Below are 14,347 nucleotides of genomic sequence, written 5' to 3'. Positions count from 1 at the left end.
CCGCCGGGCGAGGATCGGCAACGGCGGCGAGGCCACCCTAGTACGCGGCCCTGCGCGGCGGCCGACCGGCTCGCGCCGCCGGGTGCGCCCCGCCCGCGGGTTCACCCTCGCCGCGGGGCCCGGCCGCCCCGACGTCGGGCCCGTCGATGGCAAGATGTCCGCATGAAGGTTCGTGTGCTCGTGGTGGACGACGACACCGCCCTGGCCGAGATGATCGGCATCGTCCTGCGCTCCGAGGGCTTCGAACCGGTGTTCTGCGCGGACGGCGACCTCGCGCTCGAGACGTTCCGCACCACGCAGCCGGACCTGGTCCTGCTCGACCTCATGCTCCCGGGCAAGGACGGCACGGAGGTGTGCCGCCTCATCCGGGCGGAGTCGGGCGTCCCGATCATCATGCTCACCGCGAAGAGCGACACGGTCGACGTCGTGCTCGGCCTGGAGTCGGGTGCCGACGACTACATCTCCAAGCCGTTCAAGCCCAAGGAGCTCGTCGCCCGCATCCGGGCGCGCCTGCGTCGCACGGAGGAGCCCGCCCCGGAGCACCTGTCCATCGGCGACGTCGAGATCGACGTCACGGGGCACCGCGTCTCGCGCGGCGGCGAGCAGGTGTCCCTGACCCCGCTCGAGTTCGACCTCCTCGTCGCGCTCGCGCGCAAGCCGTGGCAGGTCTTCACGCGCGAGGTGCTCCTCGAGAAGGTCTGGGGCTACCGGCACGCGGCGGACACGCGGCTCGTCAACGTCCACGTGCAGCGCCTGCGCTCGAAGATCGAGCACGACCCGGAGAACCCGGAGATCGTCCTCACGGTGCGCGGCGTCGGCTACAAGGCGGGCGCGACCCGCACGTGAGCACGACGGCCGGCTCCGCCGACGGGCGAGGGCTCTGGCGCCGCGTCCGGCGCCGGGCGCGCGCGACCGTCCGCCGCGTGGTGTGGCGCTGGCGCTCGTCGATGCAGCTCCGCGTCGTCACGTCGGCGCTCGTCGTCGGCGTGCTGACCGTCGGGGCGCTCGGCGCCTACCTCACCGACGCCATGCGCGACGGCCTCTACGAGCGGCGTGCCGCCGAGCTCGACCAGGAGAGCGCCCAGTCCACGCAGCAGGCGCGCCGCACGCTCGACGCGTCGCCCGCGTCGACGCCGACCGAGGCCCAGTCGCTCCTCTTCGACCTCTTCTCCATGCTCCAGACCACCGGGTCCTCGCGCGACGTCTTCCTCTGGCAGTCCGGCGGGTCGGGCACGGTCGGCTTCCTCGACCAGTCGACCGACCAGCAGCTCGACGGCCTCGTGTCGCCCGAGATGCGCGCGGCGACCGTCGCGGCGGACGGCGAGCAGTACCTCCAGTCGGTCGCGATCCCGGTCGACCCGGCGCACCCGGAGTCGTCGGGGGTGGTGCCCGGCATCGTCGTGGGCTCGACCGTCGAGGTGCCGGTCGCGGGCACGTACGAGCTCTACTACCTCTACGACCTCGAGGCCGACCAGGAGACGCTGCGCTTCCTCCAGTCGGTCCTGCTCGTGGGGGCCCTCGTGCTGCTCGCCCTGCTCGTCGGCATCACGGCGCTCGTCACGCGCCAGGCGGTGCTCCCGGTGCGCCAGGCCGCGAGCGTCGCGGAACGGCTCGCGGACGGCCGCCTCGACGAGCGGCTCCCGGTCAAGGGCCACGACGAGATGGCGTCCCTCGCGCACTCGTTCAACGAGATGGCGCAGAGCCTCCAGGAGCAGATCGGGCGCATGGAGGAGCTGTCGATGCTCCAGCGCCGGTTCGTCTCGGACGTGTCCCACGAGCTGCGCACGCCGCTCACCACGATCCGCATGGCCTCCGAGGTGCTGCACGCGTCGCGCGAGGACTTCGACCCGGTCTCGCGACGCTCGACCGAGCTCCTGCAGGCCCAGCTCGACCGGTTCGAGGACCTGCTCGCCGACCTGCTCGAGATCAGCCGGTTCGACGCCGGCGCCGCGGTCCTCGACGCCGAGCGGCGCGACCTGCGCGACGTGGTGAACGCCGCCGTCGACCACGCCGCCCCGCTCGCCGAGCGCAAGAGCGTGTGGCTGTCGGTCCACCTCGGCGACGAGCCCGTCACGGCCGACATCGACCCGCGGCGGGTCGAGCGCATCGTGCGCAACCTCGTCGTCAACGCGGTCGAGCACGCCGAGGAGCGGCCGGTCGAGATCACGGTCGACGGCGACGGGCACGCCGTCGCGGTGACGGTCCGCGACCACGGGGTCGGGATGACGACCGACGAGGTCCAGCACGTGTTCGACCGCTTCTGGCGTGCGGACCCCGCTCGCGCCCGCACGACCGGCGGCACCGGCCTCGGGCTCGCGATCTCGCTGGAGGACGCGCACCTGCACGGCGGGTGGCTCGAGGCGTGGGGCCGCCCCGGCCGGGGCGCGAGCTTCCGGCTCACGCTCCCGCGGCGCGCCGGGATCCGGCTCCAGTCGTCCCCCCTGCCGCTCGTCTCCGAGGCGGCCGCCGGCCGCGGGCTGCCCGCGGAGTGGAGCGTGCGGACGCCGGTCGTCGAGGACGTCGAGGGCACGGCGGGCCCCGCCGACCTGCCGTCGGTCACGGGCGGCATCCCCGTCGTCATCCCGCGCGACCACGCGCCCCAGCCCGGCCGGGCGACGGTGCCCGGCTCCGGCGGCGGTCCGGCCGCCGGCCCCGACGACGTCCAGGAGGGGCGATGACCACGACGGGGACCGTGCGGCGTCCGACCGCGGGGCGCGAGGACCTGCGGCGCCGGGTCGGGCGCGCGCTCGCGGCCGGGCTCGCGGCCGTGGGGGTCGCCGCCCTCGCGGCGTGCGCCTCGATCCCCACGTCCGGGCCCGTCGTCGAGGGCGAGGCGACGCCGGAGGACCCGGGCCAGCCGTTCGTCAGCGCCGCCTCGCCCCGCCGCGACGCCTCGCCGGACCAGATCGTCCGCGGCTTCCTGGCCGCCCAGGCCCAGGGCGCGCGCGGCTCGTTCGACGTCGCGTCCGAGTTCCTCACGCGCGACGCGCAGGACGACTGGTCGCCCGTCTCCCAGGTCGCGATCCTCGAGGACGTGCCGCAGCTCGACGTGGACGAGGCCGCGATCGAGGGCGGCACGACGACGGTCCGCGCCACCGCCGACGTCGTGGGCACCGTCGACGAGCGCGGCGTCTACACGGAGCAGGCGCCCGGCCGGACCACCGAGGTCTCCTACGGCCTCGTCCGCGACGCCGACGACCAGTGGCGCATCGACGTGGTCGACGACGGGCTGACGATCACGGCCACGAACTTCGCCCGCACCTTCAAGCAGGCCAACCTCTACTTCCCGACCCTCGACCGGGCCTACCTCGTGCCCGACGCCCGCTGGTTCCCGAGCCGGAACTGGCAGGCGCTCGCGGTCCGCGAGACGCTGCGCGGCCCGGCGGACTGGCTCGCGGGGTCCGTCGCGACGGTCGCGCCCGAGGGCACCTCGCTGAGCATCGACTCCGTGCCCCCGGGGGAGGGCAGGGTCGCGGTGCCCCTCACCGACCCGGTGACCGCGGCGTCGCCGGCCGACCGCGCGATGCTCATCGCGCAGCTCCAGGCCTCGCTCGGCGTGCCCGTCGACATCACGGTGGGCGTCGGCGGCTCGGAGCTCTCGGCCGACGACGTCCCGACCATCGGCGTCGCCACCACGCCCGACGAGCCGGTCGTGCTCTCGGGCGACCAGGTCATGAGCCTGGAGGGGCGCACGACGCGGGCGGTGACGTCGGCCGCCCCGCTCGCCGGGCTCCAGCCCACCGCGCTCGCCTTCCGCGGCCGGGCCGACGACGCCACGTACGTCGTGCGGGACGGTGCCGCGCGGCTCGTCACGGCGCCGACGGCGGAGGCCGGGCCCGTCACGCTCCTCACCGGGACGAGCCTCGTCGCGCCGTCGATCGACCGGTTCCAGTACGTCTGGAGCGGCCCGCAGGTGCAGGCAGGGTCGTTGCAGGTCGTGGACCTGCGGGAGGCCGGCAGCGACGCGGCGGTCTCCGAGGTGGCCGCGCCGTGGCTCGACGGGCGCACCGTGATGTCGCTGCGGGTCGCGCCCGACGGCGCCCGGGTGGCCGTCGTCAGCGACTCGGGGTCCGGGGCGCAGGTCCACGTCGCGGGCATCGTCCGCGACGAGACCGGCCGGCCGACCCAGCTCTCCGCACCGGTCCGGGTCGGGCAGCCGATCGCCGCCGCGACACAGGTGACGTGGGTCGACCGCGCGCTCCTCGGGGTGCTCGGCCGGGCGTCCGGCGAGTCCGAGGTCGTCGTCCAGCGGGTGCCCGTCGGGGGGCCGACGGTCGCCGCCTCGCCCGTCGAGGGCGCCGTCTCGCTCGCGTCGGCCACGGGCGTCGGCACGACGCTCGTCGGGACGAGCGACAGCAGCCTGTACGCCGCGGGCACGTCGAGCCTCTGGACCAAGATCGCCACCGAGGTCCGGCTGCCCACGTACCCCGGCTGAGACGCCGCGCGCCCGGTGGCGCGAGGCGCGCCGGGCGACCACAGGCTCCCGGACGGCGCGGGTCGGGAGCCCGCGGTGCGCGCGTCGTCCACAGGTGGCCGGTCCGCCGGTGCCGGACGCTCGCGCCACCGGGCACGCTGGCCCGGTGCTCCTCGCCGCCCTCGACGACGTCGCCCGCCTCGTCCTGCCCGTCGCGTGCCCCGGCTGCGACGCGCCCGACGTCCGGTGGTGCGAGCCCTGCCTCGCGCCGCTGCGCGCCCCGCTCCGGCGGCGCGAGCGTGGGGCGCCCCGCCTCGACCGGCTCGACGGCGTCGCGCCCCTGCCGGTGTGGGCGCCGGCGGCGTACACGGGGCCAGTGCGCGGCGTCGTCGTCGCCTGGAAGGACCGCGGCAGGGCGGACCTCGACCGGCCGCTCGCGGACGCCGCGTGGCGCGCGGGCACCGCGCTGGGGTCGGTGCTCGGAGCCGTGCTCGGGCAGGGGCGCGGCACCGCGCTCGGTCCCGCGCTCGGGTCTGGGGTCGGGGCGGTCCCGGGGGAGGGGTCCCGGGGGTGCCCGGTCCTCGTCGTCCCGGCACCGACGACGCGGGCCGCGCGTCGCGCCCGCGGGCGCGACCCCGTCGCCCTGCTCGCGCGTGCGGTCGCCGCCGGACTCGACACCTCGGGAACCCCCGCCCGGAGCGCCGCGCTCCTCGTGCACCGCGGGCGCGCCCGGGACCAGGTCGGGCTCGGCTCGCGGGCGCGCGGGGCCCGTCTCGGCACGGTCGCCGTCGCCCCCGGGAAGCTCCTCGGGGCCGGTGCCGGAGGGCTCGTCCGACCGCTCGTCGGACCGTCCGCCGGAGCGCGTCGAGGACGGCCCGGGCGGCGCCCGTCGACCGGTGCACCGGCACCGGTCGTGGCGTGCCTCCTCGTCGACGACGTCGTCACCACGGGAGCCACCCTCGCCGCGTGCGAGAGGGCTCTGACCAGCGCGGGCGCTCTCGTGCTGGGCGCCGTCGCGCTCGCCGCGACCCCGTCGCCGGGCGAACGACGGCGGTCCGCCGGGCAGCCTCCGTGAGGTCCGCGCCGCGCGGGTCGAAGGTCCCCTCGTTCACCTCCCGTTGGTGCTGCCGACACCCCGGGCCCGGGGTTAGGCTGAGGGCCAGTCGCCGCGGACGACGGACGTGCAGGACACGTGCGCCGCCGCGCGAGCGTACCGAGCGCGCGGCCCTGCGCCGCAAGGAGGTGGTAGCCCACCGCACCCGGCAGCGGGTGCTCCTACCGAATCCGAACGCGGCGCCCGGACGCACCGGGCCGGGCGTCGCACTAGATCCTCGCGGAGGCTCACATGGAGATCGTCGTCGTCGGCAGGCACACGGAAGTGGCAGACCGCTTCCGCCGGCACGTGGAGGACAAGCTCGCCAAGGTCCAGCAGCTCGCGCCCACGGCGCAGCGCGTGGACGTCGAGGTCACCCACGAGAACAACCCGAGGCTCTCGGGGGTCCGCGAACGCGTCGAGCTCACCGTGCGGGCCAAGGGACCCGTCGTCCGCGCCGAGGCCGCGGCCGACGACCGGTTCGGCGCCCTCGACCTCGCGATGGACAAGCTCGCGGAACGGCTGCGCCGCGCCCGCGACCGTCGCAAGGACCACCGCAACCACACCGTCGTGCCGCCCGTCGACGTGCGTCCCTACGACCCGGCCACGCACGAGGCACCCCCGCCGCCGGCGCCGACCGCGCCGACCGCGCCCGGGGAGGCCGTCGAGACGACGCTCGGCGACTCGCCCGTCGTCATCCGGCAGAAGCTGCACACCGCGGAGCCCATGACGGTGGACGACGCGCTGTACGAGATGGAGATGGTCGGCCACGACTTCTTCCTCTTCGTCGACATCGAGACGTCGCGCCCGTCCGTCGCCTACCGCCGCCGCGGCTGGACGTACGGCGTCGTCGCGCTCGACACGTCCTGCGACTGCGCCGACGCCTCGGTCGAGAAGAGCGCCTGACCGCACCTGACGCGCCCGGACCCTCGAGGGTCCGGGCGCGTCGTGCTGTCCGGACCCGTCGCCCGCTGACCCGCCCCCGCTGCCCGCTGCCCGCTGCCCGCTGCCCACCGTCCGCCGCCCGCCGACCGCCGCCCGCCGACCGCCGCCGACCAGGCGATCCCGGTCGGCCGAGCAGGTGGTCGTGGCGGGTCCGGCCGCCGGGACGCGCCAGGACCGCCTGCTCGGGGGGAGCGGGTGGGTGGGCGGGCGGGCAACGGGTCGGCGTGTGGGTGGGGGCGGGCAGGATCGGAGGGTGGTCGCCACGCCGTCGAGGTCCGAGTCGATGTCCCTGTCCCAGGCGCGCCGTGTCGCGCTCGCCGCGCAAGGGCTGCACCGGGAGCGCCCGGACGGCGGCGCGCGTGCCGGGTCCGGGGGCCGTGCACCGACGATGCGGCAGGTCCAGGGCGTCATCGACCGCCTGGGGCTCCTCCAGATCGACTCGGTCAACGTGCTCGCGCGGGCGCACCTCATGCCGCTGTACGCGCGGCTCGGCCCGTACGACACGGCGCTGCTCGACCGCGCGGCGGGCCGTGCGCCGCGTCGGCTCGTGGAGACGTGGGCGCACGTCGCGTCCTACGTGCCGCCCAGCACGTGGCCGCTGCTCGAGTGGCGCCGCCGTCGGTACCGCACGGAGGCGTGGGGCACCATCAGCGCGGTCGAGATGAGCCACTCCGAGGCGGTCCAGGACGTGCGGCGGCTCGTCACGGAGCGCGGCCCGATCACCGCGAGCGAGGTGCACGAGATCCTCGAGACCGAGGGGCGGGCGCACCCGCGCGACCGCTCGCAGTGGGGCTGGAACTGGACGGTCGCGAAGCGCGCGCTCGAGTTCCTCTTCTTCACGGGGGAGATCACGTCCGCGCGGCGCAACGGCGCGTTCGAGCGCTGCTACGACCTCACGGAGCGCGTGCTCCCGCCGGAGGTCGTCGCGGCGCCGCCGGTCGCGGACGCCGACGCCGTCCGGGCGCTGCTCGAGATCGGCGCCCGCGCGCACGGGGTCGGGACGCTGCGCTGCTTCCGCGACTACTTCCGGCTCAAGGGGCCCGCGGTGCGGACGGCGCTCGACGAGCTCGTCGAGGCGGGCACCCTGCGCCCGGTGACCGTGCGGGGCTGGGACGAGCCGACCTACCTGCACGCGGACGCGGCGCTCCCGCGGCGCGCGACGGGGACGACGCTGCTCAACCCGTTCGACCCGCTCGTGTTCGAGCGGACCCGCCTCGAGCGGCTGTTCGACGTGCACTACCGGATCGAGATCTACGTGCCCGCGGCGAAGCGGGTCCACGGCTACTACGTCCTGCCCTTCCTCGAGGGCGAGGCGCTCACCGCGCGCGTCGACCTCAAGGCCGACCGTCGGGCCGGGGTGCTGCGGGTGCAGTCGGCGCACCGCGAGCAGGCGGCCGGGCCGCAGACGGCGGCGCGCCTCGCCGCCGAGCTGCACGTGCTGGGCCGGTGGCTCGGGGTGCCGGAGGTCGACGTCGCCCCGGTGGGGGACCTGGCGCCCGCGCTCGCCGCCGAGGTCGCGGCGCACTGACGTCGTCGCTGGCGTCGCCGCCGCCGCGGTCGTCCCGACCGCCTCGTCGGCGGTGGACGAGGCGCCCGGCCCGGGTGGCCCTCGCCGTAGGCTGGCGGACGACGTCGCGGGGGAGAGGTTCGTCGTCGGCGAAACCCGGACGGGACCGGCGCGGCCCCGACTCCCCTACGATGTTGTGTGACGTTGCCGACGTCCGCTGCCGTGCGCGCCCGCGCGGCAGAGCGTCGGCTCTGCTCCCGGACCAGCCGGCCCGGGCACCGATCGATACGGGAGTCCTGCGTGCCTTCGATCCTCGACAAGGTCCTTCGCATCGGCGAGGGCCGGATCCTCAAGAAGCTGTCCGGCATCGCCGACCAGGTGAACAAGCTCGAGCCCGGCTTCGAGGATCTCACCGACGAGGAGCTGCGGGAGGAGACCGACCGCTTCAAGGCGCGCCTCGAGGCGGGCGAGACCCTCGACGACCTGCTCCCCGAGGCGTTCGCCGCGGTGCGCGAGGCATCGCGACGCACGCTCGGCCAGCGGCACTTCGACGTCCAGCTCATGGGCGGCGCGGCGCTGCACCTCGGCAACATCGCCGAGATGAAGACCGGTGAGGGCAAGACCCTCGTCGCGACGACGGCCGCGTACCTCAACGCGCTCGAGGGCAAGGGCGTCCACGTCGTCACGGTGAACGACTACCTGGCGAAGTACCAGTCCGAGCTCATGGGCCGCGTGTACCGCTTCCTGGGCCTGTCGACCGGCGTCATCCTGTCCGGCCAGACGCCGGCGCAGCGGCGCGAGCAGTACGCCGCCGACATCACGTACGGGACGAACAACGAGTTCGGCTTCGACTACCTGCGCGACAACATGGCGTGGTCCACGGACGACCTCGTGCAGCGCGGCCACAACTTCGCGATCGTCGACGAGGTCGACTCGATCCTCATCGACGAGGCGCGCACCCCGCTCATCATCTCGGGCCCGGCCTCGGGCGACACGAACCGCTGGTTCGGCGAGTTCGCCAAGGTCGTGCGCCGTCTCAACCCCGGGACGGACTACGAGGTCGACGAGAAGAAGCGCACGGTCGGCGTGCTCGAGCCCGGCATCGAGAAGGTCGAGGACTACCTCGGCATCGACAACCTGTACGAGTCGCTCAACACGCCGCTCATCGGGTTCCTCAACAACGCCATCAAGGCGAAGGAGCTCTTCAAGCGCGACAAGGACTACGTCGTGCTCAACGGCGAGGTCATGATCGTCGACGAGCACACGGGCCGCATCCTGCCCGGGCGCCGGTACAACGAGGGCATGCACCAGGCCATCGAGGCCAAGGAGGGCGTGCAGATCAAGGCGGAGAACCAGACGCTCGCCACGATCACGCTCCAGAACTACTTCCGCCTGTACTCCAAGCTCGCGGGCATGACCGGTACCGCCGACACCGAGGCGGCCGAGTTCCAGGGCACCTACAAGCTCGGCGTCGTGCCGATCCCGACGAACCGCCCGATGCAGCGCGTCGACCAGCCCGACCTCGTCTACAAGAACGAGGAGGGCAAGTTCGACGCCGTCGTCGCGGACATCGTCGAGCGCCACGCCCAGGGCCAGCCGGTGCTCGTCGGCACGACGAGCGTCGAGAAGTCGGAGCTCCTGTCGTCCAAGCTGAAGAAGCAGGGCGTGCCGCACGAGGTCCTCAACGCGAAGCAGCACGAGCGCGAGGCGGCGATCGTCGCGCTCGCGGGCCGCAAGGGCGCCGTGACGGTCGCGACGAACATGGCCGGCCGCGGTACGGACATCATGCTCGGCGGCAACGCCGAGTTCATGGCGGTCGCGGACCTCGCGGCGCGCGGCCTGGACGCGGCGGAGAACCCGGAGGAGTACGAGGCCGCCTGGCCCGACGCCCTGGAGAAGGCGAAGGCCGCAGTCGCCGCGGAGCACGACGAGGTCCGCGAGCTCGGAGGTCTCTACGTCCTCGGCACGGAGCGGCACGAGTCGCGCCGTATCGACAACCAGCTCCGTGGTCGTTCCGGCCGTCAGGGCGACCCGGGCGAGTCCCGGTTCTACCTGTCCATGCAGGACGACCTCATGCGCCTGTTCAACTCGACCCTCGCCGAGTCGATGATGAACCGCGCCGGGTTCCCCGACGACGTGCCGCTCGAGTCGAAGATGGTGACGCGCGGCATCGCGAGCGCGCAGGGTCAGGTCGAGTCCCGCAACTTCGAGATCCGCAAGAACGTCCTCAAGTACGACGACGTCCTGTCGCGCCAGCGCACCGTCATCTACGACGAGCGCCGCCGCGTGCTCGAGGGCGAGGACCTGCAGGAGCAGGTGCAGCACTTCCTCACCGACGTGGTCACCGCGTACGTCGAGGGCGCCACGGCCGAGGGCAACCCGGAGAGCTGGGACCTCGAGGGGCTGTGGACCGCGCTCAAGGCGGTGTTCCCCATCTCCATCACGGTGGACGAGGTCGTGGAGCAGGCCGGCGGCGAGACGCGCCTCACGAGCGAGATGCTGCTCGAGGAGATCCTCTCGGACGCCCGCATCGCCTACCAGAACCGCGAGGAGCAGCTCGGCGCGGCGAACATGCGCCAGCTCGAGCGCCGCGTGACGCTCTCGGTCCTCGACCGCAAGTGGCGCGAGCACCTCTACGAGATGGACTACCTCAAGGAGGGCATCGGGCTGCGCGCGATGGCGCAGCGCGACCCGCTGGTCGAGTACCAGCGCGAGGGCTTCCAGCTCTTCCAGGCGATGACCGAGGCCATCAAGGAGGAGACGGTCGGGTACCTCTTCAACCTCGAGGTCAAGGTCGCCGAGCCGGGCGCGGCCACGGGCCAGGCGCCGGCGATCTCCGTCGCGGGTGCGGCGCAGGCCGCGCAGTCGGCCGCGGGCCAGGCGCTCGGCGGCGCGGCGGGTGCCGCGTCGGCGGGTGCGGCGGCCGGTCTCGCGGCGGCGGCGCAGCGCGACGCGGCTCCGACGCAGGACGCGCCCGTCGACGGCGCCCCCGTCGCGGACGAGCCGGTCGAGGACGCCTCCGTGGAGGACGCGCCCGTCGAGGACGCGCCGGTCGCGCCGGAGCCGGTGGCGGCGCGTGCCGCGGCCGAGGGCCCTGGTGGCGACCGCCCCGGCACGCTCATCGCGAAGGGCCTCGACGGCCCCGACCGTCAGGTCCCGCTGTCGTACACCGCCCCGAGCGAGGACGGCACGGGCCAGGCCGTGGTGTCGGGCGACGCGGGCCGACGCTCGCGCCGTGCGCTGCACGGCGAGGCGACGGCGGTCGAGAGCGACGGCCGGACCTTCCCGGGCACGCCCCGCAACGCGCAGTGTCCGTGCGGCTCCGGCAAGAAGTACAAGGTCTGCCACGGCCAGAACGAGGCCTGACCGGGCACCCGTCCGCCGGGTGCCCTGACGACGACGGCGAGGCGTCCACCTGCGGGTGGGCGCCTCGCCGTCGTCGTGCCCAGCCAGGGAAGGGCGTCTGGTCCGGGAAGGGTGTCGTCGTGCCCGGTCCGGGAAGGGCTCAGCCGATCTCGAGCGCGACCACGCGCCAGGCTCCGCGGCGCGCCTCCAGCCGCGCCGCGGCGGCGCGGACCCGGTCTCCGTCCTGGACGACGACCGTCCCCTCGGCGACGCCGTCGCCGATCCGCAGGACCCGCGCGCGGCGGACGGCGACCGGGCGGGCCGGGTTCTCGCCGGGGCCGTCAGCCACGAGCCGGGCGCGCCGGGCGAGCGCCTCGTAGATCTCCGGCGACACCCACCGTGCGAGCTGTCCCACCGTGCGCTCGCCCCGGACGACCTCGACCGCAGCCCGGACCACGGCGCAGCACAGCGCGGTCGGGTCCGGCAGGGGCACAGGCGTCGTCGGGCGCCCGAGGGGACGACCCCGGACGACGTGCTGCGGCACGCGGGCCGCCGTCGGCTCGGTCACGTCGACCGTGGCGACGGTCGGGTCGCCGAGGCAGCGGAGCAGCCGCGCCGGCGGGGCGGACGGGACGCTCGTCGAGCGGAGCGGGCGGACCGTGGCCCCGCTCGAGGGCAGGGCCGTCGGTGCGGCCGTGGGCGTCACGGTGGTGACCGGGGCGTGCGCGCCGGCCAGCAGGGGAGCGGTCATGGTGGGGCTCCTTCGAGGTCGGCGGTGGTCAGGCGGACGGTGCGACGAGGACCTGGCCCGGCCGGACGAGGTCGGGGTCCGCGCCCACGACGTGGGCGTTCGTCGCGTGCCAGCGCTCCACCGCCTCTGCGACCTGCCCGTCGGTGGACCCCGCGGGCAGGTGCCGGGCGGCGATCGACCACAGCGAGTCGCCGCGGATGACGACCACCTCCGGCGCGGCCTCCGGACCTGGCACATCTCGCGTCACGGCCAGCGCCGCGTCGCGCTGGCGGGCGGCGTCCGACGAGGCCCCCTCTGCGGCGGCCGTCGGTCCCGCCGCGCCGGAAGCCTCTGCCCGCTGGCCGAGGTCGCCCGCCCCGGCGGCGTGCGTCCCTCCGGAGTTCGCGGCGTCGCCCGCACCAGCGCTCTCCGCGCTGGTCGACGGCGTCGCGCCGGTCGCCGCGGAGGTGGCACCGTGCGAGCGGTGGGGGTCCTGCGACGTGCCGGCGTCCCCCGGCACCCCGGAGGGCGGCACCGAAGGCGCCGGCACGGACGACGGCGGCAGGGACGACGGCGGCAGGGACGACGGCGGCAGGGACGACGGCGGCAGGGACGACGGCGGCAGGGACGACGGCGGCACCGAGGTGACCGGCGCGGGCTGGCCTGGCGCGGCGTCCGCCCGGGTGCTCGACGGACCGCCGGAACCCGTCGTGGAGCCGTCCACCGCGGCGGACGAGGCGCCGGGGGTCGTCCCGGACGTCGAAGCGGCGCTCTCCGAGGCGCCGTTCCCTGACGCCGTGCCCTCGCCCCCGGCGACGGCACCGCTGGGTCGCCACCCGAGATCGACGGCGACGACGCCCGGGTCGTCCGCCGGGGTGGCCGCGTGCGCCGTCCCGCCGGCGACGAGCAGGCCCGCGCCGACGGTGGCGCCGACGGCGGCGCGCGCCGCGTGCCGGACGACGGCCGGCGCCGCGCGGCGCAGGAGGCGTTCTCCCGTCGTCCAGGACCGCCCGGCGGCCTCGGCAGCCACGCAGGCCACCGCGACGAGCGCACTGAGCGCGACCCAGAGGGCGGCCAGCGCGCCCACCGACACCGCGCCGAGCTCCACCCAGGGCTCGACGCGGTGCGTCGGGAGCGCGGCGACGAGGTGCAGCGCCCGGAGCGACAGGACGGTCGTCGCGCCGCCCAGGACGAGGACGAGCGCAAGGAGGGCGAGCAGACCCCCGGCTCGTCGGGATGCAGCAGTACCCCGGTCCATCGTTGCCCCCTGCCTGCCGTCGCGCACTCGACGGCTTTTGATGTCGTTTGGTGTCGTTTGATGACGACACGTCGATCTAAGCGCGCAGGATCGACGCCTGTCCAGGCCCGTCCCGTGATGTGGACGACGGAGGGTCGGGTGCGGTGGCGCCCCGCTACGGTGTGCCGATGCGATGGGACGCCCTGTTCGACGACCTCGCGGCGCAGCTCGCCGCGGCGGAGTCGCAGGACCGCGTCGCCGCGGTCGCCGACCTGACCCGGGCGGAGCACGCGACGGTGCTCCTCACCGAGCGGCTGCGCGCCGCGCCGGGGCCCGTGACGCTCGAGCTCCGCGACGCGTCGGCGGTGACCGGCGAGGTGCGGGAGGTCGCGCAGGAGTGGGCGCTGGTCGTCGACGGCCGCCGGCAGCACCTCGTCCCGCTGGACGCCGTGGTCGCGGTGCGAGGTCTCGGGCGGCACGCCGACCCGCCGCGCTCGTCCCGGTCGGCGACGCTCGGCCTCGGGCACGCGCTGCGTGCGCTCCAGCGGGACCGGAGACCGGTCCAGGTGCGGACGGCCGCCGGGTCCTACTCCGGGTGGGTCGCCCGGGTGGGGAAGGACCATCTCGACCTCGAGCCGTCGCCCGGCAGCGCGCACGGCGCGCGGGTCGTGCCCTGGTCGGCCGTCGTGTGCGTCAGCGAGGCGGAGGCGGGGTACGTGCCGAGGTGAGCGCGCGGCAGGGGGAGCCGGGGGAGCAGGGACGCCGTCGCACGACGGCGTGGGGACGCGGCACGGGGCGGCGGAGGCGCGACGGCGCGCCGTCAGCCGTCGAAGTCGCCCGCCTCGATGCGCTGGCGCGTCTGCGCGTACATGCGCTGGATGTACGCCTCGAGCTCGCTCACCTCGACCCGCCACTGGCCGCGTCCGCCCACCTGGATCGCGGGCAGCTCTCCCGACCGGACGAGCGCGTACGCCTGCGCCGCCGAGATGTTGAGCTCGTCCGTGACGTCGGCGAGGGTGAGGAACCGCTGGGGCATGGCGTCAGTCTGGCACGCGCACGCCCCGTCGAGGTGCTCG

11 protein-coding genes are annotated in these 14,347 nt (G+C 75.4%); 8 read left to right on the top strand and 3 right to left on the bottom strand.

Translation table 11 applies throughout. The features are described from left to right. Window positions 1-162 precede the first annotated feature (162 nt). From mtrA to secA, 7 genes are all read left to right on the top strand, one after another. Window positions 163-846: an MtrAB system response regulator MtrA gene (gene mtrA, locus RSE42_RS13735; protein WP_034655451.1), complete on the top strand. Its 684-nt coding sequence runs from the start codon at window positions 163-165 to the stop codon at window positions 844-846. Next, window positions 843-2,678: an MtrAB system histidine kinase MtrB gene (mtrB, locus tag RSE42_RS13730; protein WP_415296631.1), complete on the top strand. Its 1,836-nt coding sequence runs from the start codon at window positions 843-845 to the stop codon at window positions 2,676-2,678. Before mtrA ends, mtrB begins: the two co-directional genes overlap by 4 nt. Next, entirely contained in the window at window positions 2,675-4,435 is a 1,761-nt protein-coding gene (locus tag RSE42_RS13725; protein ID WP_144722713.1) for an LpqB family beta-propeller domain-containing protein, read from the top strand. Before mtrB ends, RSE42_RS13725 begins: the two co-directional genes overlap by 4 nt. Window positions 4,436-4,580: 145 nt before the next feature. Continuing rightward, complete coding sequence (locus RSE42_RS13720; RefSeq protein ID WP_415296629.1) at window positions 4,581-5,489, top strand: ComF family protein; 909 nt, start codon at window positions 4,581-4,583, stop codon at window positions 5,487-5,489. Between the two features lie 270 nt (window positions 5,490-5,759). Further along, complete coding sequence (hpf, locus tag RSE42_RS13715; protein WP_021482087.1) at window positions 5,760-6,413, top strand: ribosome hibernation-promoting factor, HPF/YfiA family; 654 nt, start codon at window positions 5,760-5,762, stop codon at window positions 6,411-6,413. Between the two features lie 322 nt (window positions 6,414-6,735). Next, window positions 6,736-7,980 (top strand): winged helix-turn-helix domain-containing protein, encoded by a 1,245-nt coding sequence (locus RSE42_RS13710; RefSeq protein ID WP_409141587.1) that lies wholly within the window; start codon window positions 6,736-6,738, stop codon window positions 7,978-7,980. A gap of 279 nt (window positions 7,981-8,259) precedes the next feature. Next, on the top strand, window positions 8,260-11,325 hold the full coding sequence (gene secA / locus RSE42_RS13705; protein WP_085387536.1) for a preprotein translocase subunit SecA: 3,066 nt from the start codon (window positions 8,260-8,262) through the stop codon (window positions 11,323-11,325). A 139-nt stretch (window positions 11,326-11,464) separates the two neighbouring features. Here the strand turns inward: secA and RSE42_RS13700 are convergent, their stop codons facing one another. Together RSE42_RS13700 and RSE42_RS13695 are read right to left on the bottom strand one after the other, a co-directional pair. Continuing rightward, the gene (locus RSE42_RS13700; RefSeq protein ID WP_415296626.1) at window positions 11,465-12,055 is read right to left on the bottom strand and encodes an Rv3235 family protein; all 591 of its coding nucleotides are present in this window, start codon (window positions 12,053-12,055) and stop codon (window positions 11,465-11,467) included. A gap of 28 nt (window positions 12,056-12,083) precedes the next feature. Beyond that, window positions 12,084-13,292 carry a hypothetical protein gene (locus RSE42_RS13695; RefSeq protein WP_415296624.1) on the bottom strand — a complete coding sequence of 403 codons (1,209 nt, stop codon included), beginning with the start codon at window positions 13,290-13,292 and terminating at the stop codon, window positions 12,084-12,086. 167 nt (window positions 13,293-13,459) lie between these two features. Between RSE42_RS13695 and RSE42_RS13690 the strand changes: the two genes are divergently transcribed. Beyond that, the gene (locus RSE42_RS13690; RefSeq protein ID WP_415296622.1) at window positions 13,460-13,999 is read left to right on the top strand and encodes a hypothetical protein; all 540 of its coding nucleotides are present in this window, start codon (window positions 13,460-13,462) and stop codon (window positions 13,997-13,999) included. 92 nt (window positions 14,000-14,091) lie between these two features. Here RSE42_RS13690 and RSE42_RS13685 read toward each other — a convergent pair whose 3' ends face one another. Then, window positions 14,092-14,307, bottom strand: coding sequence for a helix-turn-helix domain-containing protein (locus RSE42_RS13685; RefSeq protein ID WP_061269161.1), 216 nt, complete (start codon window positions 14,305-14,307; stop codon window positions 14,092-14,094). Window positions 14,308-14,347: the final 40 nt, after the last annotated feature.

It is taken from the genome of Cellulosimicrobium sp. SJTW-1 (assembly GCF_047716875.1).
In the GTDB taxonomy this organism is placed as follows: domain Bacteria; phylum Actinomycetota; class Actinomycetes; order Actinomycetales; family Cellulomonadaceae; genus Cellulosimicrobium; species Cellulosimicrobium funkei.
This window is presented reverse-complemented; position numbering and strand designations above follow the sequence as displayed.